The sequence below is a fragment of the Methylobacterium longum genome, from assembly GCF_022179385.1.
GTDB classification, from domain to species: domain Bacteria; phylum Pseudomonadota; class Alphaproteobacteria; order Rhizobiales; family Beijerinckiaceae; genus Methylobacterium; species Methylobacterium longum.
On the sequence record NZ_BPQS01000020.1, the window covers coordinates 24,768 to 49,068 of the forward strand.

The following is a 24,301-nucleotide window of genomic DNA, read 5'->3' on the forward strand; positions in this document are numbered from 1 at the left end:
GTCCTCCGGTTCAGGCGCGCTCGATGCGCGGATCGAGGGCGGTCTGCATCACGTCAACCAGGAGGTTCAGGACCACGAAGAACATCGCCAGCACGAGGATCGAGCCCTGGAGCAGGGGCAGATCGCGCTGGAAGATCGCGGCGTTGAGGAGGAAGCCGGTGCCGGGCCACGCGAACACGGTCTCGACCAGGATCGAGCCGCCGAGGAGGTAGCCGAGTTGCAGGCCCATGATGGCGAGCGCGGTCGGGGCGGCGTTGCGCACCACGTGCCGAAACACGCCGCGCTCATCCAGGCCCTTGGCGCGCAGGGCCTCGACGAAGTCCTGGGACAGGATGTCGGCCACCAGCGCCCGGACCGTGCGGGCGATGATGCCCATCGGAATCACCGACATCGTGACCGCCGGCAGGATCAGGTAGCGCAGGTGGTCGAAGTCTGGCCGCCAGTTCCCGGAGCCGTCAGGCCCGGCGCCGGTGGGCGGCAGCCAGCCCAGCGTCGCCGAGAACACGATCACCAGCACCATGCCGAGCCAGTAATGCGGCACGCTCACGCCGAAGACCGAGAGCGCGGACGCCGCCCGGTCGGCCAGCGAGTTGCGATGGTAGCCCGCCACGAAGCCGAACAGCGTGCCGAAGGTGAAGCCGATCACCGTCGCCACGGAGGCGAGGATCAGGGAATTGACAACGGCGCGGCTGACCTCACCCAGCACCGGGCGTCCGGTGGCGATCGAGATGCCGAGATCGCCGTGCAGCACGTGCCAGAGCCAGATCGCGTACTGGACCGGCAGCGGCTTATCGAACCCGTAGGCGGCGCGCATCTCGTCGATGGTGGCCTGGGTCGCGTCCGCCGGCAGCACCGCGCTCAGCGGGTCGCCCGGCGCGAGGTGGACGAGGAGGAAGCAGACCACGCTGACCCCGAACGCCACGGGCGTCACGTAGACCAGTCGTTTGAGGATGTAGAGCAGCATCGCTTGCCTTGAGCTCGAAGAATACGACGTGGCCTCAGACCTCCCCTCCCCGCCGGGAAGGGGAGAGACATGGCGGCGCTATCGTCCCGCCGTCGCGATGGTAATCTTCGAAAAATCCTGGAACCAGTTCTGCGCCTGGACGAAGCCCTTCACCTTGGGGCTCATGGCGCGCGGATTCACGTCGTGGGTGATCATGACGAACAACGCATCGTCAACGTACTTCTCGTGGATCTTCTCCAGAACGCTGGTCTGCTCAGCCTTGTCAAAGGCGTTGCGCGCCTGGTCGAACAGCTTGTCCATCGCGGGATCGCAGTAATAGCCCCAGTTCGTGCCGTTCGGCGGAGCGAAGTTGCACTGCAGATGCCGGATGAAGCCGGTGAAGGGATCCTGGATGAAGTACGAGTAGTTGATCGCCGAGACACCGCGGGAGATGTCGGCCTTGGCGCCGGCCCGCCAGATGTTGATCAGCGTATTCCATTCCACGACTTCGTAATCGACCTGGATGCCGACCTCGGCGAGGTTCTGCTGGACGAACTCGTTCATCGGCAACGGCTGCATCTGGCCGGATCCCGAAGCCGAGATCGCGACCTTCAGCTTCAGCGGCTTCGCCGGACTGTAACCCGCTTCGGCGAGCAGCTTCCTGGCGGAATCCGGATCGTACTTCACGTCGAAGGTCGGATGGCCGAACCACTGGTGACCGGGAGGCATGAAGCCCTTGGCGGGGATCGCGAGACCGCCGAGCAGCTCCTTCAGGCCGTCGCGGTCGATGGCGAGATTGGCGGCCTTGCGCACGCGGACGTCGTTCCAGGGCGAGCCCTCGACCCGCGACAGGTGCCATGTCCAGTTATGCGGATAGGCATTCGTCACGATGGTGAAGCCCGCGCCCTTGAGAGAGGCGACCGAGTCCGGCGCGGGCGCCTCGATCCAGTCCACTTGGCCGGAGCGGAGCGCAGCGGTGCGGGCATTCGCTTCCGGCAACGGGATGAGCACGAGCTTGTCGAGCTTCGGCACGCGGTTCGCGTCCCAGTACTCCTTGAACGGCACCATCTCGGCGCGCTCGCGCGGTGCGAACAGGGTGAGTTTCCACGGACCTGTGCCCGAGGGCTGCTTGGCGAAGGCGTCCCAGGATTTGCCGAGCTTCTCCCACTGCGCCGGCGACGACATCATGATCCAGGCGATCTGGTAGGGCAGCGTCGCGTCGGGGGCCTTGGTGATGATCTCCACGGTGAGCGGATCGACGACGCGGTAGCTCGCGACCGCCGGGATCCGGGTCTTCCCCTGAGCGGATTGGCGCGGATCGTATTGTGGCGCGTCGGCCTTCAGGAGCTTGTCGAGGTTCCAGACCACGGCGTCGGCGCTGAAGTCGGAGCCGTCGTGGAATTTCACCCCCGGCCGCAACTTGAAGGTCCATTTGGTCTTGTCGGCGGCGTCGACGCCCCAGCTGGTGGCGAGCCCGGGCACGAGATCGGAGGCGAGCTCGGCGCTCGACAGGTCCCAATTGATGAGTCCGTCATAGACCGTGTAGCCCAGGAACCGCATGCCTTCGCCGCCATTGTCGGTCTGGCCGGTGGTCAGTGGGATGTCGGAGGCGGTCATGCCGATCCGCAGCGTCCCCTGCGCGAGCGCAGCGGTGCTGGCGGAGACAACCAGGGCACCGGCGAGCGCGAGACGAGCGCCGAATTTGGTCAGGCTGAATAACATCTTGGATCGGGTGTCCGCGTTCGTCCGGCCCAGCTGGCCCGGAATACACGCGACCCTATGCAAGGCCGCGGCCAAACCGTTTGCCGGGCCCGCGCCGGGCTGCCCGTGCTCCGCGTCGCGCGCCTAAGCGATGTCGATGAGGCTCACGTGGGCGGCGACGACGCGCCAGCCCTCCGGGCAGCGCACCCAGGTCTGGCTCTGACGGCCGATCTTGCCCGGAGTGGAGGGCCGGGTGAACAGGGTCATGGCGGTGGCGAAGTCGCGCCCGTAGGTCGTGATCCGGGTCTGCGCCAAGGTGCGCTCCAGACCGACCGGCGCGCGCGCGCGGCGGAAGGCGCGGATCGCGTCCATACCGTAGAGATTTTCGCCGATCCCGTACCGGATCGTCAGCGGCGTATCCCGAAACAGGGCTTCCAGAGTCGGAACGTCGTTGGTGGTGAGAGCAACCTCGTATGCCTGGAACGCCGCCTCGACTTCGGCTCTCACGGCGGGATCGTCGACGATCATCGGGCAAGCTCCGCCACGGGCGCCGCGCAGGACCCGCTCGTTTCGAGGTAGCGCGCAACGCGCAGGGCCAGATCCTCGCGCCAGGGGGCGACGATAACCTGGACTCCGAGCGGCAGGCCGGCGTCGAGCCAGACCGGCACGGCGACGACGGGCAGGCCGATGAACGAGATCGGCTGCGTGAACAGACCGATGTTGGGCCGTAGCGGCAACGTTGTGCCGTCCAGGACGAAGTGGGTCTGGCCGCCCTTCGGAGCCCGGCAAGGCGTGGTCGGTGCCAGGATCACGTCCACGCTCCCGAACAGGTCGAGCACCGCGTCGCGGTACCAGCGACGGAAGCGCTGCGCCTGCTCCACATGGGGTGCCGGGATCATCGCCCCGGCGATCAGGCGGTCGCGAACCGCGGGGTCGAAATCCTGCGGACGGGTGCGCAGGCGTTCGAGATGGAGCGTCGCGCCCTCCGCCGCGGTGATCAGGTAAGCGGCGGCCCGGGCTCGGTGCGCCTCGGGCAACTCGACGGTCCGGCGCGCACCGAGGGTGTCGGCGATTTGCGCCACCGCCGCGAACGCGTCGGGATCGCCGCCGCGGGCGAAGTAGCCACCCGCCACGGCGATCCGCAGGCCGCCGGGGCCACCGTCCAGCCCCGGCAGGACCGGATCGGGCGGGCGCGCGGTCGCCACCGGATCGTCCGTGTCCGGTCCCTGCATCGCGTCGTAGGCGAGGGCCAGATCGGTGACGCTCCGCGCCATCGGGCCGAGATGGTCGAGGCTGCCGACGAAGGGAAAGCTTCCGGCGCGGGTCAGCCGGCCGTAGGTGGGCTTGAGGCCAAAGCATCCGCAGAAGGCCGCCGGAACCCGAATCGACCCGTTGGTGTCCGAGCCGAGGGTCAGCGGCACCAGTCCGGCGGCCAGCGCTGCCCCCGAGCCCCCGGAGGAACCGCCGGTCATGTGGTCGAGGGCGTGCGGGTTGTGGGCGTCGCCGTCATGGACGTTCTCGCCGGTGAAGTCGTAGGCATACTCGCCCATGTTGAGGGCGCCCAGCAGGATGGCTCCGGCCGCCTCCAGGCGTCGCACCAGGGCGCCGTCGCGCGCGGCCGGTGTACGGTCGCGGTTGATCTTCGAGCCCGCCCGGGTCGGCAGGCCCGCGATGTCGATCAGGTTCTTCACCGCGAACGGCACGCCGGCGAGCGGCCCGGCAGGCACGCCTCCGCGGATGGCGGCGTCGAGCCGGTCGGCGCGCGCCAAGGCCCGGTCGGCCAGAATATCGGTGAAGGCGTTCACGCGGCCGTCGAGGCGTCGGATCCGGTCGAGGGCTTCCGCGACCACGGTCCGAGCGCTGCTGCGCGCAGCACCGACATCGGCCGCGATGGTGGCTGCGTCCGCAGGGGCCGTCGCGCTCATACTTCAAATCTCGGTGCGGCATCCAGGCCGTCGCAGGGTGGGCCCCCGTTCACCAGTTCGGCCGCTGCGGCCAGAACCCGAAGGTTCGCGGTGATCGCCGGCATCCACGTCGGATCGAGCTTCAGCGCGAGGAGTGCGGACATGGCCGCCGCGTAGGCTTCGGGATCGAAGGGGGACGTAGCCTCGGACATCGCGATCCTCAGAAGCGTCCGCGGGGGCGGACGGGTGGGTTTTCCGAAGCAGGCCTCATGCCGGACCCGACAACCCCCGGCGCGAACCGGTGTGCCTGTCCAACAGGCAAACGTCACGGTGAGCCAGCCGTCGCCGGTCCGGCCCATCTTGCCTACTTATTAGGCCGACGGAGAGCGGAAAATCGGTTGTGCGGATGCCCTGGCGGGGACCCGCGGCGGCACGAGCCTTTCGCGCGTCATAACGGGGATGCCGTGAACAGCGTGAGGCCCGGCCCGGTGAAGGCGGTGTCGCGCTCCGATGCCGCGCTTGCAGGTCAGCCTTGTCTTTCGTGAAGATGTGGGAAGATCACTCGTCCCCAGTCGACCATGACCCAGCTTCGGCGGTGCCGGTCTATTGCTCGAACCTGCCTCGGCCGCGCACATTGGGAGATGTTGATCGTTGCGTCGACCTTGTCGCTTCCCGGTGCGAACCCTATTTTCAACCTCCAGGCAGATGCGGTTCACGCGCCTGCGGGATCGCCACCGGTCGGCCATCATGATCGACCAGCTGAGGTTTTTCGGCATCGTTCGGTGAAACTCTCACAGAGATGAGCCGGTTTGTCGCTCTGCCAGCGGTCCACGTGCGCTGCAACGATTGCATATGGGTCGAAGCTGCGGTTATGGGCTTCGCATAATCAAGACGTGGTCCGACCCGAGCGCTTTGGCGTGGGCCGAGCGCTGGGGTCGGATCACCGGCTTGGCCGGTGGATCGGTGCGGTTTCGGGGTCCGGGGACGGCGTCGAAGCCACAAGACGACTGATAGAAACTGTCCTCGCAACACATTCAACGCTTGCAACTGAGAAAGGTCAGATGAGCGCATTCGACTACAGGAATTTCGACGATCGTCGTCAGAACTCCCAGAATGCCAAGGCCGCCCTGCTGGCCAAGTTCAAGGCCAGGCCGCCGTCCGACGATCCCGAGGTGATCGCCAAGGCCAAGGCCCGCGCCGAGGTCACCAAGGCGCGCGAGGAGCGCACCCGCGAGCGGGAAGCCGCCCGCATCGCCGCCGAGCGCCAGGCCGCGGAAGAGAAGCGTCAGCGCGAGGAGGCGGAACTCGCCGCGCAGATCGCGCGCGAAGCCGCCGAACTCGCGGCCGCGCAGGAGCGCAAGTCCGCCGAGCTGGTCGCCAAGAAGGCGCAGCGCGACGCCCGCTACGCCGCGCGCAAGGCCAAGGCCAGCAAGCGCTGAGCGCTGCCGGAGCCGACGCAACTGCGAAGACCGGAAGACGCCCGCCCCTCAGGCGGGCGTTTTCGCGTCCGGCGCGTCGGCTCCCGGGCAACCAGCGTGCCCGGCGCGGCGTTGGGAGCGACGGCGAAACCGGTTCCGTCCGTCGCTTTCAGGAGGACGAGATGCTGTCTCGAACACGTCTGGCGCTCGCCGTAACGGCTTTGGCCTGGGCCAATGCCGCATCGGCGCAGGATGCTGCGGCCGTGACCGCGTGCGATACCCTGATTGCCGCCCGCCGCGTCGATGCCGCCGCCGGCTCGGGCCAAGCGCCTCCCGTGGAGGCCGATTGCCGTCGCGTCCCGCGAAGCCGAATCGGGCCTGTCGAGCAACGGGCGCTGATCGGCGGCGCGCCCTACGAGTGTATGTCCGTCGTCGGGGGCGGTCGGTGTCTCTGGGTCGTACCCTGAGGGGACTCGGCGCAACCAGCAGTTTGACCAAGCTTCACGGCTGACCGGGATGCACTATGTCTGCGGTTCGATCAGCGAGGACCGCGCTTCAGCATGCCGAGTATCCGGGCGCGGACGCGCCTTTGCGTATCGATCGTGTCGGGAACGTTGATCGGGCTCGTGCTCTCCGGCAGTCCCGCGCGCGCGGAGCCGCCGATCCGCAGTCCTGAAGACGCGGCCTGCCGTCTGGAAGCCCGCGCCAAGGTGTTCTCGGCGCCCAATCCGCACGGCCTGGAACTCGAGCAGATCGGGCGCCAGATCTATTTTGCCTGCATGAGCAGGCTCGGCCAGCGCGAGGCACGGCCCGCGAAGCGCTCCAGCCGGCGGCGCGGTCATCGGCATCGGCGGCGCTGAAGCGCCGCCGGCCCGCTCAGGCGTCGAGTGGCGCGCCGATCCGGGCGCGGAGCTGTAGGCGGAGGCGATCGTCCCCGCCCTCGGCTTCGAGGGCTGCCATCAGGCGCAGGAGCTGACTGAGCGGGGTCGACCGGCTTCCGATGGCGTCCGCGATCTGCTCCGGTAGGGACTTCGAGCCGGGGATGAAGCGCCGTGCCGGGCCGGCGAGATGAGTCTGGGGCATACGAGGCGCGCGTCCTTCGAGAAGATCCAGATTGGCGGGCGGGTCGCTACGCCTTTCGATCGCCCTGCACCAGCCCCTTTCTCATATTTGCGTAGCCGGCATCAATCTCCGTCACCGCGCTGCAACAGCCGGGACGGAAACTGTGGATGATGAGCGCTGTGCGGTGGAAAGTGCTTTCCCGTCGCGCTTCTCACGCCGCCTCCAGCGGGGACCTCTCGAACCCGTCGAGGAGGTCCTGCGGGTCCCTGAAGATCGCCACGCAGCCCGACGCCGACAGGTCCGCCTCGGGGAATCCGCCGCAGAGCAGTCCGATCGTCGGCAGGCCGGCCTTTCCGGCGGCCTCGGCATCGTAGGGCGTATCACCGATCACGTGGATCGTGTCGCGGGTGCCGCTGTTGAGCTTCTTCAGGGCCGCCTCGAAGATGTCGGGATGCGGCTTCGAACGATCCGCGTCATCCGAGCTGGTCGCGACGTTCACCAAGTCGCCGATCTTGAGGATCTCGGTGTAGCGCTCGACCTCGGTGCGCTTGCCCGAGGAGGCGAGCGCGATCGTGAGACCGGCCGCCCGGATGCGCTCGAACAGGGGGCGGACGCCCGGAAACGGTCGCACCTCCGGCAGGTATTTTTGCTTGAACAGGTCGGAGCGGTAGGCCTCGATCGTTTCGCCCTCACGCTCGATCCGTGACTTCGGCAGGAACACCGGCATCAGCTCGTCACCGCCCTTGCCGATCTGACGGCGGACCTCGGTGAAATCGGTCTCGACGCCGAAATGTGCGAAGGCCTCGACCCAGGCCCGTGCATGTAGGTCGACGCTGTCGAGCAGCGTTCCATCGATGTCGAAAATCGCCGCGCGCATCCCAGCCTCCTCGCGGTGCAGGGCGCCCGCATCAGGGCATTCAACCGGGCGGCGGCGTGCCTGTTCCCATCGCTCCCCTGCCCCGGAACGACGGAAGCCCGCCCCCGGTCGGGGGCGGGCTTCCGGAGATCGCGGGGGCGCCGGAGCGCCGGCGCGTCAGTGCATCGCGGCGGGCGTGCGGGTGGGCTTTGCCTTGGCGGCAAGGCCGGCCGTAACCGCAGCCTTGGAGGCCCGGGCGGCCTTCGGCGCGGTCGGCTTGGCAGTCTTGACGGCTGCAGCAGGCTTGGTGGCCTCGGCCGCCGGAGCGGCAATCTTGGCCGTGACGGCCTTGGTCGTGGCAACCTTGGTCTTCGCAATCTTGGTCGCAGAAGCCTTCGCGGCCGGCTTGGCGGCCTTGGCGACGTTCTTCGGCGCAGCCTCACCGGCTGCCAGCGCGACGTTGGCGCGCAGCACGGCCTCGGCGCGGATCCAATGGGCCGCGGCCTGCCCGTGAGTCCGGCCCTCGGCTTCCCAGATGTAATAGGCGCACTCGCGCACGTTCTGCTCGCTGATCTGCATGCGGTCGATCTCCTGTCCGTCCCGCCGGCGACGATCGGAGCACGGAGTTAAAGAGGGGTTAACCGTGACGGGGGTGCCGTCCTCCCTCGCCCGCAATCGGGACGCGGCGCTGGGCCTTGTCCAGACGAGCCCGGTCGCCGGAGCCACCGGCTGGGCCGCTGGATCCGGTGCCGCGCCGAGAATCCGTGCACTGGCTCGCGGGCGTGCCGGCAAGAATACCGTCAGGCCGAAATCCCGAGCACGCGGCGTGCCTCCGTCAACAGCACCGCGTGCCGTGCCGCCCCGGGACCCTGGTCGGGCGCTTCCCGGCCGGCCCGGGCGATGATGTCTTGGAAGTTGCGGCGATCAAGGGCGCGCTGGCTGATGCTCGCCAGGACCGCGTTCAGCACGATCCGGACCGCCTCGGTGCGCTCGTCGGCGGTTGCCACGGCCTCCGCACCTGCCGCACTCGCGCCCGCTGCGTCGTGGTCGGCCGCCGCATCTGCACGGCTTCGCGCGTCTTCGAGGTCCGCCGCGAGGCGGCGTGCCTCCTGCCACGTAGTGTCGTGCTGATGCGTGCGCAGGGCCAGCAGGACCTTGAGCGATGCGGCCTCCGCTTGGGCCGCGTCGAGCTTGGCCTGGGTCTCGCGGAGGTCCTCGCTTAATCTTTGCGCGAGCGTCTGGTCCCCAGTCACGTCCACGTCCAGCTCCTGTGCCACCTCGACCCCGCCCGTCCTGTCGCGCTCCTCGGCGAATGTCCACTCCGTGGTCGCGGGCGCCAGGTTGAGAAAATCCGGGTGGCGGTCCACATGGAAGGTGGCGCCGCGGGGCGCCTGTCCCGGCCGGCCTTGAACCGGCGCAGTGGAGTTTGCCCAGCATGTTTATCCAGACCGAAGCCACGCCGAACCCGGCGACCCTGAAGTTTCTGCCCGGACGCGTGGTCCTGTCCGAATCGACCTTCGAAGCCCGCGATGCCGAGGCTGCCGGCCGGTCACCCCTCGCCTCGGCGCTGTTCGCCGTTCCCGGCGTGTCCGGCGTCTATTTCGGGCACGACTTCATCTCCGTCACCAAGGCGGAGGACGGGTCCGAATGGGCCCAGGTGAAGCCGGCCGTGCTCGGCGCGATCATGGAGCATTTCCAGTCCGGTGCACCCGTGATGGCGGAAGGCGGTGCCGGCGCTATCGAGCCGGGTGACGAGTTCTACGACGAGGCCGACCACGACACCGTGGTGACGATCAAGGACCTGCTGGAGACGCGTGTGCGCCCCGCCGTCGCCGGCGATGGCGGCGACATCACTTTCCGCGGATACAAGGAAGGTGTCGTCTATCTGGAGATGAAGGGTGCCTGCTCGGGTTGCCCGTCGTCGACCGCCACGCTTCGGCACGGCGTACAGAACCTGTTCCGCCACTTCCTGCCGGAGATCCGCGAGGTCCAGGCGATCTGAGCCGCCGCCGGGACGAGGCTCGCCAAGGCCTCGTCCCCGAACCAAGCGCGCGGCGGGTCCCGGTGCGCTGGCGTTCGGCTTCTTTCGTCGCGGCGCACCGGGCGGCGCAGGCTTCTGAGAGGGCACGCGGCCGGCAGTCTCACCCACCCCTCGCGCCGTCCCGAGGAACGGTAAGCCGGCGCACCCGCAAGACGCGAAACGCGCATCGTATTCGTGGAGCTGCCGGCTCGATTGAGAAGTAAAAATCCTCAACTATGCGTCGATTGTTGCTTTGTTGATCAGTATTTAAAATTTAATTCTGAATAGTTGCGGTAAAGTCGATGGTCGTCTGCGAATGCCATCGGCAAACAACTTGGCGTGAACTTCGGACGGTGGGCTTGACGGGCGAGGACGCTGCGACCTTCGATGGCGCATCGATCCCGGAGATCCGCATGGGCTTGCTGGCGCGCACGAGCATCCTCACGAAGCTGCTGTTGATCAACCTGACCATCACGGTGATCGTCGGCAGCTGCATCTGGTTCGCACAGGATCGGATGCTGGCCGTCGACGCGACCTACACGGTGCTGCTGTCGCGTGACGCCAAGGCGGTGTCGAACGTGCGCCGTAGCAATCGGCTGAACAACACGCTGACCTATCTGGTCTACCGGATGATCGCCGAGCCGGAACGCGAAACGGTCCGCGAGGTCGCCGCCACGTTCGATGTCGCGGTCTCCGAGATCCGGGAAACGCTGGCCGAGATCGCCCGCCAAGTCCCGGTCCTCGCCGATCAGGTCCAGGCCCAGCGCGCCCGGATCGAACGCTTCATCACGCATGCCACCGAGGTGCGCAGCCTCGCCATCGACGGCGAGAAGGCGGCGGCCTTGAGCTGGGCGCATGCCGAAATCGATCCGCTCTTCAAGAAGCTCGGCGTCGAAGGAGCACGGCTCGGGGATGCCATCGGAGCCAGTATGGACAACCTGTCCGACACTCTGACGATGCGGACCAACGCGACGCGCTACACTCTGATCGGGTTCGGCGCCCTCGGAACGGTGATCGGCCTCGTCTGCGCCCTCGCGGTCTCCACGATCGGGATCACGCGTCCGCTGGGTCGGCTCGTTTCCGTGCTGCAGCGCATGGCGCGGGGCGAGATCGCGGCCGAGATCGCGGAGGCGCGCCGCGGCGACGAGATCGGCGCGGTCGGCCGGGCCGTGGAGGGCATCAGGGCCATGGTGGCGCAGAAGGCTGCCGAGGACATCCAGCTCCGGCATCGTGCCGATGAGGCAGCGATCCTGGAGCGGCGGCGCACGACGGTCGAGCTCGCCGACCGGTTCGAGCAGGCGGTCGGCGGCATCGTCGCCCAGGTCTCCGGTTCGGCTGCGGATCTGCAGGCGACGGCCGAAGCCATGACGCACGCCGCCGTCGAGGCGAGCAGCCGATCGGGCGCGGTGGTGACCGCCGCCGAGGAAGCGGCCTCCAACGTCGGCGCGGTGGCGGCGGCCACCGAGGAACTCGGCGTGTCGATCCGTGAGATCGGACGCCAGGTCGTGGGCTCGTCCAGCCTCGCCCGGCAGGCGGTCGGCGAGGCGGAGGCCGTCGCCCGGCGGATGGAAGCGCTCAACGGTGTGATGACGAAGATCGGCGACGTGGTCGGCCTGATCGCGTCCATCTCCGGGCAGACCAACCTGCTGGCCCTCAACGCCACCATCGAGGCCGCCCGGGCCGGCGAGGCGGGCCGCGGTTTCGCGGTGGTGGCCGGGGAGGTCAAGGAACTCGCCGGCCAGACCGCGCGGGCGACCGACGAGATCGCCGCGCAGATCGGCGCGGTCCAGGATGCGACCGGCGCGTGCGTGAGTGCGATCGGGTCGGTCACGGGTCGCATTCGCGAGATCAACGGCTTGGCGGCGAGCATCGCGGCGGCTGTGAAGCAGCAAGGCGCGGCGACCCAGGAGATCGTCCGCAACACCGCCCAAGCGGCGGGCGGAACGGACGAGGTGACCCGCCACATCGCCGGGGTCGCGGAGGCGTCCGGGGGGGCCGGGGCGGCGGCCACGCAGGTGCTGGCATCGGCCTCCGCGCTGGCGCGCCAGTTCGATGAACTGAACGGTGAGGTCCGGCGCTTCCTCGACGCGGTCCGCGCCGCTTGAGCGCAACCGCCATGGCCGCGCCGGACCGGCGCAAGCGGGCAACACTCCACTGGCGATGAACCCATCGCCGGCGCCCTGCCGCTGACGCGACGGCCGATTTGCTTTATCGATCGAGGCTCTTCGCGTCCTTCGGGGGCGTCAAGGAGGTAACGGCCGGTTCGAACCGGCGGGTGGGAGTGGACGTGCGTATCCTTGCCATCGACACAGCGCTGGATACCTGCGCCGCCTGCGTCACGACGGAGGATTCCGAGGCGCCGCTCTCTGCCGAGGCGCTGCCGATGGCGCGAGGCCACGCCGAATCGCTGCTCCCGTTGATCGAGCGGGTCATCGCACGGGTCGAAGGCGGCTTCGAGGCGATCGACCGCGTGGCCGTCACGGTGGGTCCCGGCAGCTACACGGGCCTGCGCGTCGGGCTGTCGGCCGCCCGCGCCATCGGGCTCTCTACGGGAAAGCCGGTCGTCGGCGTCGGCACGCTGTCGGCCCTCCTGGCGCCGCTCCTGACCGAGACGGCGGAAGGTATGATCGCCGCGGTGATCGATGCCCGGCACGGTGCGGTCTACGTCCAGGCCCTGGGGGCCGGCGACGGGCTCGCCCCCGCCCATCTCGCCGTCGAGGCGGCGGCCGAGCGCCTCGGCACCGGACCCATTCTCCTGACCGGCTCGGGGGCGCCGCTCCTGGCGGCCGCACTGGCCGAGCGCGGCATCGATGCCAAAATCGCCGGCATCGCGGGTCCCGACATCGCGTCGGTCGCCTCCCTGGGCCTCCTGGCCGATCCGGCTCAGGCCTTGCCGCGCCCCCTCTATCTGCGCGGCCCCGATGCCCGGCCCCAGGGCCATGCGCGGATCGCCCGGCAATGACGCGCCCCGCCCCCTTCTGGCCTTTCGACTGGTGGTTCGCGTGGTGGGACGCGCTGACGCCCGAGCCCTACGTCGCCCCGCTGACCGATGCGTCGCAGGCCCCGGCGCTGGCCCGCCTCCACGCCACCGCCTTCGCGCGCCCCTGGGACGCGCACGAGTTCGAGCGCATGCTCTGCGAGCGCTCGACCCAGGCCCACGGCCTGTGGCGCGCCGGAACGCTCCAGGGTTTCGTGCTCTCGCGCCGGGCGGCCGACGAGGCCGAGATCCTCACCGTGGTGCTCTCTCCGGCGCTCCGCGGTGGCGGTCACAGCCGCAAGCTCCTGCGCGAGCACCTGTCCAGCCTTGCGCGGGCCGGCATCACCCGGGTGCATCTGGAGGTCGACGAGGGCAACGCGCCCGCCCTGAAGCTCTACGCCCGCCACGGGTTCCGACAGGTCGGGGCGCGCACCGGCTATTACCTCAAGGCCGACGGCAGCCGGGCGACCGCGCTGACGATGAGCGCCGACCTGTAGCGCCGTGAGCCGCTTCGGCATCGCTTGGCGCGGCGCGGCGCTTGCCCTCGCACTCGCGATCCTGGCGCCGCCGCACTGGATCGCCCTGCGGGTCCTCGGCCGCCGCGCCGGTCTGGCGCCGCTGCTGTTTCACCGGGTGTTCCTGCGCCTGTTCTCGGTGCGGGTGACGCAGAGCGGGACCCCACCGGCTCCCGGCGAAGCCGCCCTCGTGCTGGCCAATCACGTCTCCTGGCTCGACATCATCGCGATCGGATCGCTGCGCCCGCTCTCCTTCGTGGCCAAGTCTGAGATCGCCGGGTGGCCGGTGATCAGCTCCCTCGCGGGTCTGCAGCGCACGATCTACATCGACCGGCGACGGCGCGCGGCCACCGGTGCGGTCAGCTCCGCGATCGGTCACCGCCTGGCCGGGGGCGAGCTAGTGGTGCTGTTCGCCGAGGGAACGACGAGCGACGGCACCCGCCTCCTCCCGTTCCGATCCTCCCTGGTCGGCGCGGCGCGGGCCGCCCTGCAGGCCGAGGCCGGGTCCGGGCGGGTCCGCCTCCAGCCGCTCGCAATCAGCTATCCACATCGCAACGGCCTGCCGGTGACACGCTCCGAGCGCGTCGAGATCGCGTGGTATGGCGACATGGAACTCGCCCCGCATCTCTCCGACTTCCTGCGCGGCGGCCCCGTGGACGTGCACGTCGTCTGGGGCAGCCCGATCGCCTTCGAAGCGAGTACCGACCGGAAGGTCGCCACGGCGGCCGCCGAAGCCGAGGTCCGTGCCGCCCTGCGGGGCGTCGGCGCGGGACGGGGTCCGAGCGCGCCCGCGACGGCTGTGCGGCCGACCTCGCCCGGCGTCGGCCTGCGTGAGCCCGAGATGGCCGAGGTCTGACGCCTCAGGTCCGTCTTCGCGCGGACGGAACAGCCGTTCGGCGGCCCGGCACCGTTCGGTCGCGCAGCGCGCCGCCTGCGGGCGGGGACTTCCGGACTCGGATCGCGGCAGAAGTTGGCGACGCGCCCGCCGACGCGGGCGTCACCCGGGACATCGTCTCCGCCGCGCGGCGGCTTCGGACATGACCGGGATGTGGTTCTGGCTTTTCGCCGAAGATCTATCCGTAGAAATGACCTCAGAATACATGATGCGACAGATTGAGCGGGCTGAATCTCTCTGCTAGCTAGGCCGCAATCCGTATCAGCCGGAATTTTTTGGGAGACGCCCGTTGCAAACCTGGAATCAGGTTTACGATCCGTTCGGGAGCGCTTGGCTCTCGACGCTCGCCGCCTCAGTGCCGGTCATCGCACTGCTCGTCATGATCGCCAGCGGGCGCGTGCAGGCCCATATCGCGGCCATCATCGCCCTCGGCCTCGCCATGCTGGTCGCCATCGTGGGCTTCGGCATGCCCACCGATCTCGCCACCCGCGCGGCGCTCCTCGGGGTGGTCACGGGCTTCTTCCCGATCGGCTGGATCATCCTCAACGTGATCTTCCTCTACCGGCTGACGGTTGAGAAAGGCTGGTTCGCGATCCTGCAGCAATCGGTCGCCGGGATCACGGCCGACCGGCGCCTGCAGCTCCTGCTGGTGGCTTTCGCGTTCGGCGCCTTCTTCGAGGGCGCGGGCGGGTTCGGCACGCCGGTCGCCGTCACCGGCGCGATCCTGATCGGGCTGGGCTTCTCGCCGCTCGCCGCCTCGGGCCTGTCACTGATCGCCAACACCGCCCCCGTCGCCTTCGGCGCGCTGGGCGCCCCGATTCAGGGTCTCGCCTCCGTCACCGGATATCCGCCGGAGATCCTCGGCGCGATGATCGGCCGGCAGCTGCCGCTCTTCTCGCTGATCGTGCCGTTCTGGCTGATCTGGGTCTTCGCCGGCTTCCGCGGCATGATCCGGGTGTGGCCGCCGATCCTGGTCTGCGGCGCCTCCTTCGCGGTCGCGCAGTTCCTGATCTCGAACTACGTGAACCCCTGGATCGTCGATATCGGCGCCTCGCTCGCCTCGATGCTCGCCCTCGTGCTGTTCCTGAAGGTGTGGCAGCCCAAGGAGATCTGGACGTCGCCGGCTCTGCGCGGCCACGATCCGTCGCTCGCCGTGGCCGGTCCCCGTCCGGTGGCGCTCGGCGCCGGCGTCCCCGGCTCACCCCCGGTCCATACCGGCGCGCGCACCGCCACGCAGGGCGAGATCCTGATGGCCTGGGTGCCGTGGATCATTCTCTCGATCATCGTGGCGATCTGGGGAACCGGCTGGTTCAAGGGCATCGTGAACCCGCTCTTCACCTGGAAGTACGAGGTGCCGGGCCTTCACAACGTGATCATGAAGGTGCCGCCGGTGGTGGCGAAGCCCATCCCGGAAGGCGCGGTCTTCCTGTTCACCTACATGTCGTACACCGGCACGGGGGTGCTGATCGCCGCGATCATCTCCGGCCTGATCATGCGCTTCTCGCCGCTGCGCCTCGTCTCGGCCTATTTCGAGACGATCTGGGCCCTGCGCTACTCGCTGATCACCATCGCGGCGATGCTCGCGCTCGGCGTCCTCACCCGCTACGCGGGCGTCGACGCCACGCTCGGCCTCGCCTTCGCGGGCACCGGCATCCTCTACCCGTTCTTCGGGACGCTGCTCGGCTGGCTCGGCGTGGCGCTTACGGGATCGGACACGGCCTCGAACGTCCTGTTCGGCGGCCTGCAGCGGATCACCTCCGAGCAGCTCGGCCTGCCGGGCGTGCTGATGGCGGCTGCGAACTCGTCGGGTGGCGTGATGGGCAAGATGGTCGACGCGCAGTCGATCGTCGTCGCCTCGACGGCCACCGGCTATTTCGGCCAGGAAGGCAAGATCCTGCGCTTCGTGTTCTGGCACTCGATCGCGCTCGCCTGCCTCGTCGGCCTGTTCGTGATGCTGCAGGCCTACGTGCCGTTCTTCCAGCAGATGGTGGTGGACGTGCCCGCCGCGGTGCCGGCCGCGCACTGAGACGGCCGGCGCTTTGCGCCGCCTCGATCGTTCACCGGCCGCCTACGGGCGGCCGGTTGCGTTTCGGCGCCGCGACGGCCCGCGCGATCCGTGCTACAGGCCTCGCGCCGGCCGGCCCGCACGGGGCGGGCGCGAGGATTTGAGCGGATTGGTTCGGGACGGCGCACGTTGAAGAAGGCTTTCGTCAAATCCTACGGCTGCCAGATGAACGCCTACGACGCGGCCCGCATGGCCGACGTGCTCGGCGCTGAAGGCTACGCGGCGACCGACACGGTCGAGGACGCGGACATCGTCGTCCTCAACACCTGCCACATCCGCGAGAAGGCCGCCGAGAAGGTCTATTCCGAACTCGGGCGCCTGCGCGTCCTCAAGGGCGAGAGGAAAGCACAAGGCCTCGACACGCGTATCGTCGTGGCCGGCTGCGTCGCGCAGGCCGAGGGCGCCGAGATCCAGGCGCGCCAGCCCGCCGTCGACGTGGTGGTCGGACCCCAGAACTATCACCGCCTGCCGGATCTCCTGGCCCGGTCCCGCGAGCGCCGCGTGGTCGACACTGAGTTTCCCGTCGAGGACAAATTCGACCACCTGCCCCGGCGGCGGACGCTCGGCGCCTCGGCCTTCCTCACCGTGCAGGAGGGCTGCGATAAGTTCTGCGCGTTCTGCGTGGTGCCGTATACCCGCGGCGCCGAGGTGTCGCGGCCCGTGGCGGCGGTGCTCGCCGAGGCCGAGAAACTCGCCGAGGGCGGCGTCCGCGAGATCACGCTCATCGGCCAGAACGTCAATGCCTACCACGGCACCGGCACCGACGGTCCAGTGGCCGGCCTCGCCGAGCTGGTCCGCGCGGTGGCGCGCATCCCCGGCATCGCCCGGATCCGCTACACGACCAGCCACCCGAACGACTTCGACGACGCGCTGATCCGGGCCCATGCCGAGATCCCGGCCCTGATGCCGTACCTGCATCTGCCGGTGCAGGCGGGTTCGGACCGGATCCTCGCCGCCATGAACCGCAAGCACACCGGCGACCAGTACCGGCGCCTGATCGACCGCGTGCGCGCAGCCCGACCCGATATCGCCCTCTCATCCGATTTTATCGTCGGCTTTCCGGGAGAGACCGACGCGGATTTCGGCGAGACCCTGCGCCTGGTGCGCGATGTCGGCTTCGAGAGCGCGTTCTCATTCAAGTACAGCCCCCGCCCCGGTACGCCGGCCGCGGACCGCACCGACCAAGTGCCGGAGTCCGTGATGGCGGCGCGGCTCGCCGAACTCCAGGCGCTCCTCGATAGCCAGCGCTACGCCTATCAGCGGGCGGCCGAGGGGCGGACCTTCGACGTGCTGGTGGAGAAGCCCGGGCGGCGTCCGGGCCAGGTCGCGGGCAAGACGCCGCACCTCCTCGCCGTGCAGTTCGACGCGGCGGCTCACCATATCGGCTCCGTGGTCAGGGTACGCATCACCGAGGCGGGAACGAACAGCCTGTTCGGGCAGCTGGTCTCGGAGGCTGCGGCGGCATGAGGCATGTGCGAGGATGACGGCTTGAGCGCATCGGACGGGGCGGGCGCGCGCGGCGCCCTGCGGGGTCGTGGACCGGCGGCGCGGCCTGCCGGATCGGACGAGGCGGTCGAGGTGCCGCTGACCTTCGACGACAACCGGCTCGCGAGCCTCGTCTTCGGCCAGTACGACCAGAACGTCGCCCATATCGAGCGGCGCCTGGAGGTCACCGCCACGGCGCTCGGCAATCATCTCGTCATCAAGGGGCCGCCCGACGCCGTCGAGACGGCGCGGCGGGTCTTCGAGAAGCTCTACGCGCGGGTGCGGACCGGCGGCAGCACCCTCACGCTCGGTGATGTCGACGGCGCGATACGCGAGGCAACCGCCCAGGCGACGCTGTTTCCGGCCGAGGCGATCGCGGCCGAGGCCGACAAGCCGCATTTCGAACAGATCGCGACCCGCAAGCGTGGGGCCGTGCGGGCGCGCAATCCCGCGCAGGACGCCTACATCAAGCTGCTGCGCTCCAACGAGCTGGTCTTCGCCGAGGGGCCCGCCGGAACCGGCAAGACCTGGCTCGCGGTCGGGCACGCGGTGTCGCTGCTCGAGCAGGGCCACGCGGAGCGGCTCATCCTGTCGCGGCCCGCCGTCGAGGCCGGCGAGCGCCTGGGCTTCCTGCCGGGCGACATGCGCGAGAAGGTCGATCCGTATCTCCGGCCGATCTACGACGCCCTCTACGACTTCATGGAAGCGCGGCACGTCGACCGCGGCCTCCAGACCGGCATGATCGAGATCGCGCCGCTGGCGTTCATGCGCGGTCGCACCCTCACCAACGCGGTGGTGCTGCTCGACGAGGCGCAGAATACCACCTCCATGCAGATGAAGATGTTCCTCACCCGGCTGGGCGAGGGCTCGCGCATGATCATCACCGGCGATCCCAGCCAGATCGATCTGCCCCCGGGCCAGAAGTCCGGGCTGGTCGAGGCGGTCAACGTGCTGGACGGGGTCGAGGGCATCGGGCGCGTGCGGTTCAAGGACGTCGACGTGGTGCGCCACGACCTCGTCCGCCGGATCGTCACCGCCTACGAGCGCGCGGCCCACGGCGACGGCGAGGCCGACCGCAATCCAAACCCCCGGCGGCGGCCTCCGGCGTGAGTGGGGTCCACGAGATCGACGTCGCCGTCGAGGACGAGCGCTGGGAATCCGCGATCCCCGGCCTCGACGCGCATGTCAGGCGCGCTGTCGAGGCCGGTCTCGCGGTCGCCCCCGGGAAGCCCGCCGACCCGGTCGAGGTCAGCATCCTGCTGACGGACGATGCCGCCGTGCAGGAACTCAATCGGACGTGGCGCGGCAAGGACAAGCCCACCAACGTCCTGTCCTTCCCGGCGCCTCCGCAACCGCCGCGGGCCGGCGCGGCCGTTCCGCTCGGCGACGTGGTCCTTGCTTACGAGACCCTGGTGCGCGAGAGTGCCGAGCAGTCGAAGCCGCTCCAGAATCACCTCGCGCACCTCCTCGTCCATGGCACCCTGCATTGTCTCGGTCAGGACCACGAGATCGGCGAGGCCGAGGCTGACGTCATGGAAGCCCTCGAGGTCGCGGCTCTCGCGACCCTGGGCATCCCGGATCCTTATGCCTGAGCGCGCGACGTCCGACCGACCCCAGACCCGAGAGACATGAGCAACGATCGAAGTCGCGGCGCGGCCCTGGCCGCGCCCAGTTCCACCGAGGGCGAATCCCAGAACCGGGAGCCCTGGTACGACCGCCTTCTCCAGGCGCTTCACCTCAAGCCGCGCGACTCGCTGCGCGAGGGACTTGAGGAAGCGCTGGCGGAGCCGGATGCCGGCGAGAGCGGCCTGACCCCGCTCGAGCGCATCATGCTCAAGAACGTCCTCGGCCTGCACAAGGTGCGCGTCGACGACGTCATGATCCCCCGGGCCGACATCGTCGCCGTCTCGAACGACACGAGCCTCGGCGACCTGCTCAAGCTGTTCCGCACCGCCGGTCATTCCCGGTTGCCGGTCTACGGCGAGACGCTCGACGATCCCCGCGGCATGGTCCACATCCGCGACCTCGTCGACCACATCGCCGCCAAGGCCGAACCGGCCCGGCGCTCCGCTCCGGCCGTGGCGAAGCCCGTCGACCCGACCGTCGACGGCGTGGCGGAGGCCCCGGTCGCGCCGCGCGTGCGCCGGCCGGCGGCCCGCCTGCCGCGAGGTCTGGACCTCGGCAAGGTCGACCTGACCCCGACCCTGGCGGCCGCGCGCATCCAGCGTCCGGTCCTGTTCGTGCCACCGTCCATGCCGGCGATCGACCTGCTGGTCCGGATGCAGGCGACGCGGACCCACATGGCGCTCGTCATCGACGAGTACGGCGGGACCGACGGCCTGATCTCCATCGAGGACCTGATCGAGGTGGTGGTCGGCGATATCGAGGACGAGCACGACGTCGCGGAGGATAAGCACGTCCAGCGCGTCGACGGCGAGGACGAGGTCTTCGTGGCCGACGCGCGCACGCCCCTGGCCGAAATATCGGAGGCGACCGGTGTCGACCTCGCCGCGGCGGTCGGCGAGATGGCCGAGGAGATCGACACGCTGGGCGGCATGATCGTCACGCTGGCCGGGCGCGTCCCCTCGCGGGGCGAACTGATCGCCGGCCCCGGAAACCTCGAATTCGAGGTGCTCGACGCCGACCCCCGACGCCTGAAGCGCCTGCGCTTCCACAAGGGTGCGGCGCGAATCGGCACCGTGGTTCCGCTCGCCCTGCCTCCGCCCTCAAGCAGCCCGACCAGCGAGACGCCGCACCCGTGACGGTCCCGGCGTGATTCGTCTGGTGGACGGCTTCGCCCGGGCCTCCTCGGCGGCCGGCGCGCCCATGCGCGGCCCCGTGGGCGGTCCCATAGACGATCCGGCCCGCGCCGCAGGGCCGGGCGCCGTCTCGGCGATCCAGCGCCTGACGGGATGGCGCCGCCTCGGGCTGGCGTGGCTCGCGGGCGCGCTGGGTGCGCTGGCCATGCCGCCTTACGGCATCCTGCCGGCCCTGGCCGTATCCCTCGCGATCGCTGTCTGGCTCCAGGATGGCGCCGTCTCCGGACGGACCACGCTCGGGCGCTTCCGACCCTGCTTCCTGCTCGGCTGGGCCTGGGGCTTCGGCTATCTCACGGCCGGCCTGTGGTGGCTCGGCCAAGCCTTCCTGGTGGAGGCCGACGAATTCCTCTGGGCCCTGCCGCTGGGGGTGATCGGCCTGCCCTTCGCGCTCGGCCTGTTCTACGGCGCAGGGTTCGGCGCCGCGGGCCTGCTGTGGGGACGAGGTCCCGCGCGCATCGCCGCCCTGGCCTTCGGTCTGGGCGCCGCCGAGTGGCTGCGCGGCCACGTGTTCACGGGCTTTCCCTGGAACAGCCTCGGCATGGCGCTGGCCCAGAACCTCTGGCTGATGCAGGGGGCCGCGGTGATCGGCCTCTACGGCCTCACGATCCTCGCGGTGCTGATCTGCGCCGCACCCGCGACGCTCGCCACCGGCTCGCATCCGCGCAGCCGATTCGGTCCGAGTGCCGCCGCCGCCATCGTGCTCGTCGGCATGGCCCTCTACGGCGCCGGGCGCCTCGGGCCGCCGGATCCGGTGGTGACGGGGGTGCGCCTGCGCCTCGTGCAGCCGAACCTGCCGCAGGACGCGAAGTTCAGGCCGGAGAACCGGGCCGACATCGTCGACCGCTACATCGAGCTGAGCCAGCGCCCGGTGGAGGCCGGGGAGCCCCCGCCGACCCATATCGTCTGGCCGGAATCGGCCTTCCCGTTCCTGATCCAGCGCGACCCCGACGCCCTCGCCCGGGTCGCGGCCGGGCTGAAGGCGGGGCAGCACCTCATCACCGGGGCGGCCCGTGCCGAGGAGCCCCTGCCGGGCGAACGCCTGCGCTACTTCAACGCCGTCATGGTGATCGGGTCCGACGGCGTGATCTCCGACAGCTACGACAAGGTCCACCTCGTCCCGTTCGGCGAGTACCTGCCCGCGCCCCTCGACGCGGCCCTGCGGGCGCTGGGCCTGCGGCAGTTCGTGGCGATACCCGGCGGCTTCTCCGCGGGCGCTCTGGCGGCGAAGCGGATACTGACGGTACCCGGTCTGCCGCCGACCGCGGCGACCATCTGCTACGAGGCGATCTTTCCGGGGGCAATCCTGCCCGCCGGACCGCAGTCCGCCGGGCTGATCCTGAACGTCACCAACGACGCCTGGTTCGGCGACACCCCTGGCCCCCGCCAGCACCTGGCGCAGGCACGTCTGCGTGCCGTCGAGGAGGGCTTGCCGCTCGTGCGCGACGCCAACACCGGCATCTCCGCGGTGATCGACCCGCACGGCCGGATCGTCGCACGCACGCCCCTCGATCAGGAGACCTGGCTCGACGCCGACCTGCCGGCTCGGATCATCGGCGGTACGCTCTACGGCCAATTCGGCGACGCGGCCTTCGCGCTGATGCTCGCCGCCTGCCTCGGAGGCGCTGTGATGGCGCGACGGCCGTGAGCGCGGGTCGTGCAACCCCGAGCCGCCTGCTCCTCGGGCTCGCGCTGATGCTCGTGGCGTTCAACCTGCGCCCGGCCCTCAGCACGGTCGGCCCCCTGCTGGCGACCATCCGCGACGGCACCGGCCTGGGCGCCGGCGGAGCCGCGATCCTCACCACGCTGCCGGTCCTGTGCCTCGGCATGGCCTGCGCGTTGGCCGCGCCGCTGATCCGGCGGATCGGACCCGATCTCGCGGTGCTGGCCGGCTCGACGATCCTGGCGGCAGGCCTGACGCTCCGCGGCTTGGGCGGCCTCGTGCCGCTCTTCGCCGGGACCGCCCTCGCCGCCATCGGCATCGGCCTCGACAACGTCCTGCTGCCGGCCCTGGTCAAGCGCGACTTCTCCGGCAGCGGCGGCCTGATGACCGGCCTCTACACCATGACCCTCTGCCTCGGCGCCGCCGCCGGGGCGGGCGCGGCGGTGCCCGTCGAGCACGCCCTCGACGGCGGGTGGCCCTCGGCCCTCGCGATCTGGGCATTGCCGGCTTTGGCCGCGGCCTTCCTGTGGGTCCCCTTCGCCCGCCGGAAAACGTCGACGGCGGCGCCCTCCGCCGGACGTCTGCTCCGCAGCCCGCTGGCCTGGTGGGTGACGGGCTTCATGGGCCTGCAATCGTCGCTCGCCTACATCCTCTTCGGCTGGCTGCCCCTGCTCCTGCAGGGCCGCGGGCTCTCGCCCCTGGATGCCGGGCTGTATGCCTCCCTGACGACGCTGGTGCAGGCGCCGGGCGCCCTCCTGACTGCCATGCTGGCCGCCCGCAGGCCGGATCAGCGGGCGTGGATCGTCGCCATCCCGGGTTTTACCGCGGCGGCCTTCCTCGTCCTCGCCTTCGGGGCTGATGCGCTGCGCATCCCAGCCGCCTGCGCCCTCGGGTTCGGCGTCGGCGGGTGCTTCGGGCTGGGTCTCACCCTGATCGTGCTGCGTGCCGCCGATGCGGCGAGCGCCGCCGGCCTGTCCGCCATGGCGCAGGGAATCGGCTATACGGGGGCCTGCCTGGGCCCGCTGATCTTCGGCCTCGCCCATGAGGCGACGGGCGGATGGGGTGTGCCGGGGGCGATGTTCGTCGGCATCGCCACCTCCGCGATCCTGATCGGCCTCGCCGCCGGCCGGGACCGCAAGGTCAGCGTCGCAGAACCGGAGGCGCGGGGCGAGGTTGCCCGGCCTGTCGCATCGACCCCCTGACCGGGCGCCGGTGCGTCCTCCGATACTCGGCGGGACAACCGTGGAAAATCGCTCCGGCGAGGGCGGAGCGCCGCTTCATGTGCTTCATCCGTGTCATCCCGCGGCTTAGGCCGGAACGCGGATACGTCCTCGACGGGTGCCGACCCGCGCGCACCCTTACTCAGAGCAATCGCGCGCGACGGCGGATCGACTCGGCCGCACCGTGCCGGGGTGACACGCATCGCAGAGATCGAAAGGCCGAGAATCCGCCTGGCCGCGGCCACGCTGCTCGCGGTGACGCTGATTGCGACGGGCGTCGAGGCCCGGGGGGCGGCGTCTACAGCGGTATGCGGGGCGGGGCGTGGGGCAGACCGATGGTACTCCTGAGGCCCGCAGGGCCTTTCATCGGGCGCGGCTTCCGGCGCGGCTTCGCGTAGCGGCCCCCCTATCATCGGCATTCTCGAGCCGGGCGCCAGTGGGGCTGCGGGTTCGGGCTCGGCGGCTTGGGGTTGGGCCTCGGCGGGGTGTTCGGCGACTGCGCCGACCCCTACGTCTCCGACGACGAGGCGTTCGCCGAAATGCCCGTTCCGGCGCCGGATCGAATCGGTTGGAGCGGCACATCCGCTTTCGGTCGCGGTCTGCGCCCGCCGGTTCAGGACCTACGATCCGGTCACGCGGACCCATGTCGGCAGGGGCTTCATTCGACGCCCCTGTCCCTGTCCGGGTGGAGCGTTCCCCGCCGACATGAACGCCGGTTCGGCGCTGGAGCGCGGCCGTCTCGGTCTTGAGCCATGACCCGC

General features: G+C 69.9%; 23 protein-coding genes. 14 read left to right on the plus strand and 9 right to left on the minus strand.

Annotated elements, in window-relative coordinates:
- Positions 1 to 10: 10 nt before the first annotated feature.
- From MFF58_RS17645 to MFF58_RS17665, 5 genes are all read right to left on the minus strand, one after another.
- Positions 11 to 964 carry an ABC transporter permease gene (locus MFF58_RS17645; protein ID WP_238290087.1) on the minus strand — a complete coding sequence of 318 codons (954 nt, stop codon included), beginning with the start codon at positions 962 to 964 and terminating at the stop codon, positions 11 to 13.
- 78 nt (positions 965 to 1,042) lie between these two features.
- Positions 1,043 to 2,665, minus strand: a complete 1,623-nt coding sequence (locus tag MFF58_RS17650; protein WP_238290088.1) for an ABC transporter substrate-binding protein — start codon at positions 2,663 to 2,665, stop codon at positions 1,043 to 1,045.
- A 123-nt stretch (positions 2,666 to 2,788) separates the two neighbouring features.
- Positions 2,789 to 3,172: an oxalurate catabolism protein HpxZ gene (gene hpxZ / locus MFF58_RS17655; RefSeq protein WP_238290089.1), complete on the minus strand. Its 384-nt coding sequence runs from the start codon at positions 3,170 to 3,172 to the stop codon at positions 2,789 to 2,791.
- On the minus strand, positions 3,169 to 4,569 hold the full coding sequence (locus MFF58_RS17660) for an AtzE family amidohydrolase (protein WP_238290090.1): 1,401 nt from the start codon (positions 4,567 to 4,569) through the stop codon (positions 3,169 to 3,171). Before MFF58_RS17660 ends, hpxZ begins: the two co-directional genes overlap by 4 nt.
- The gene (locus tag MFF58_RS17665) at positions 4,566 to 4,760 is read right to left on the minus strand and encodes an AtzG-like protein (RefSeq protein WP_238290091.1); all 195 of its coding nucleotides are present in this window, start codon (positions 4,758 to 4,760) and stop codon (positions 4,566 to 4,568) included. Before MFF58_RS17665 ends, MFF58_RS17660 begins: the two co-directional genes overlap by 4 nt.
- An 849-nt stretch (positions 4,761 to 5,609) precedes the next feature.
- Here MFF58_RS17665 and MFF58_RS17670 point away from each other — a divergent pair.
- Positions 5,610 to 5,987 (plus strand): DUF6481 family protein, encoded by a 378-nt coding sequence (locus MFF58_RS17670; RefSeq protein WP_238290092.1) that lies wholly within the window; start codon positions 5,610 to 5,612, stop codon positions 5,985 to 5,987.
- A gap of 539 nt (positions 5,988 to 6,526) precedes the next feature.
- The gene (locus MFF58_RS17675) at positions 6,527 to 6,826 is read left to right on the plus strand and encodes a hypothetical protein (protein ID WP_238290093.1); all 300 of its coding nucleotides are present in this window, start codon (positions 6,527 to 6,529) and stop codon (positions 6,824 to 6,826) included.
- A 16-nt stretch (positions 6,827 to 6,842) separates the two neighbouring features.
- Here MFF58_RS17675 and MFF58_RS17680 read toward each other — a convergent pair whose 3' ends face one another.
- The 4 genes from MFF58_RS17680 to MFF58_RS17695 form a co-directional block, all read right to left on the minus strand.
- Positions 6,843 to 7,049 carry a hypothetical protein gene (locus MFF58_RS17680; RefSeq protein WP_238290094.1) on the minus strand — a complete coding sequence of 69 codons (207 nt, stop codon included), beginning with the start codon at positions 7,047 to 7,049 and terminating at the stop codon, positions 6,843 to 6,845.
- Between the two features lie 190 nt (positions 7,050 to 7,239).
- Positions 7,240 to 7,905, minus strand: a complete 666-nt coding sequence (locus MFF58_RS17685) for an HAD family hydrolase (protein WP_238290095.1) — start codon at positions 7,903 to 7,905, stop codon at positions 7,240 to 7,242.
- A gap of 156 nt (positions 7,906 to 8,061) precedes the next feature.
- Complete coding sequence (locus tag MFF58_RS17690) at positions 8,062 to 8,463, minus strand: DUF2934 domain-containing protein (RefSeq protein ID WP_238290097.1); 402 nt, start codon at positions 8,461 to 8,463, stop codon at positions 8,062 to 8,064.
- Positions 8,464 to 8,684: 221 nt separating this feature from the next.
- Positions 8,685 to 9,251, minus strand: a complete 567-nt coding sequence (locus MFF58_RS17695; protein WP_238290098.1) for an atp-dependent helicase — start codon at positions 9,249 to 9,251, stop codon at positions 8,685 to 8,687.
- Between the two features lie 68 nt (positions 9,252 to 9,319).
- On the opposite strand from MFF58_RS17695, the gene MFF58_RS17700 reads away from it, so the two are divergent.
- The 12 genes from MFF58_RS17700 (at position 9,320) to MFF58_RS17755 (ending at position 23,522) form a co-directional block, all read left to right on the plus strand.
- Positions 9,320 to 9,886 carry a NifU family protein gene (locus MFF58_RS17700; protein WP_238290099.1) on the plus strand — a complete coding sequence of 189 codons (567 nt, stop codon included), beginning with the start codon at positions 9,320 to 9,322 and terminating at the stop codon, positions 9,884 to 9,886.
- 431 nt (positions 9,887 to 10,317) lie between these two features.
- Complete coding sequence (locus MFF58_RS17705; RefSeq protein ID WP_238290176.1) at positions 10,318 to 12,009, plus strand: methyl-accepting chemotaxis protein; 1,692 nt, start codon at positions 10,318 to 10,320, stop codon at positions 12,007 to 12,009.
- A gap of 182 nt (positions 12,010 to 12,191) precedes the next feature.
- Positions 12,192 to 12,866 (plus strand): tRNA (adenosine(37)-N6)-threonylcarbamoyltransferase complex dimerization subunit type 1 TsaB, encoded by a 675-nt coding sequence (gene tsaB / locus MFF58_RS17710; RefSeq protein ID WP_238290100.1) that lies wholly within the window; start codon positions 12,192 to 12,194, stop codon positions 12,864 to 12,866.
- Entirely contained in the window at positions 12,863 to 13,378 is a 516-nt protein-coding gene (locus tag MFF58_RS17715; RefSeq protein ID WP_238290101.1) for a GNAT family N-acetyltransferase, read from the plus strand. Before tsaB ends, MFF58_RS17715 begins: the two co-directional genes overlap by 4 nt.
- A 4-nt stretch (positions 13,379 to 13,382) precedes the next feature.
- Positions 13,383 to 14,252: a lysophospholipid acyltransferase family protein gene (locus MFF58_RS17720; protein ID WP_238290102.1), complete on the plus strand. Its 870-nt coding sequence runs from the start codon at positions 13,383 to 13,385 to the stop codon at positions 14,250 to 14,252.
- 328 nt (positions 14,253 to 14,580) lie between these two features.
- Positions 14,581 to 16,317 (plus strand): L-lactate permease, encoded by a 1,737-nt coding sequence (locus MFF58_RS17725; protein ID WP_238290103.1) that lies wholly within the window; start codon positions 14,581 to 14,583, stop codon positions 16,315 to 16,317.
- Positions 16,318 to 16,485: 168 nt separating this feature from the next.
- Complete coding sequence (gene miaB / locus MFF58_RS17730; protein WP_238290104.1) at positions 16,486 to 17,823, plus strand: tRNA (N6-isopentenyl adenosine(37)-C2)-methylthiotransferase MiaB; 1,338 nt, start codon at positions 16,486 to 16,488, stop codon at positions 17,821 to 17,823.
- A 3-nt stretch (positions 17,824 to 17,826) separates the two neighbouring features.
- The gene (locus tag MFF58_RS17735; RefSeq protein WP_373323353.1) at positions 17,827 to 18,951 is read left to right on the plus strand and encodes a PhoH family protein; all 1,125 of its coding nucleotides are present in this window, start codon (positions 17,827 to 17,829) and stop codon (positions 18,949 to 18,951) included.
- Positions 18,948 to 19,433, plus strand: coding sequence for an rRNA maturation RNase YbeY (gene ybeY / locus MFF58_RS17740; RefSeq protein ID WP_238290107.1), 486 nt, complete (start codon positions 18,948 to 18,950; stop codon positions 19,431 to 19,433). The genes MFF58_RS17735 and ybeY overlap by 4 nt, the downstream gene beginning before the upstream one ends.
- A gap of 36 nt (positions 19,434 to 19,469) precedes the next feature.
- Complete coding sequence (locus MFF58_RS17745; protein WP_238290108.1) at positions 19,470 to 20,603, plus strand: hemolysin family protein; 1,134 nt, start codon at positions 19,470 to 19,472, stop codon at positions 20,601 to 20,603.
- 64 nt (positions 20,604 to 20,667) lie between these two features.
- Entirely contained in the window at positions 20,668 to 22,305 is a 1,638-nt protein-coding gene (lnt, locus tag MFF58_RS17750) for an apolipoprotein N-acyltransferase (RefSeq protein WP_373323355.1), read from the plus strand.
- Entirely contained in the window at positions 22,302 to 23,522 is a 1,221-nt protein-coding gene (locus MFF58_RS17755; RefSeq protein ID WP_238290110.1) for an MFS transporter, read from the plus strand. Before lnt ends, MFF58_RS17755 begins: the two co-directional genes overlap by 4 nt.
- Positions 23,523 to 24,301 lie beyond the last annotated feature (779 nt).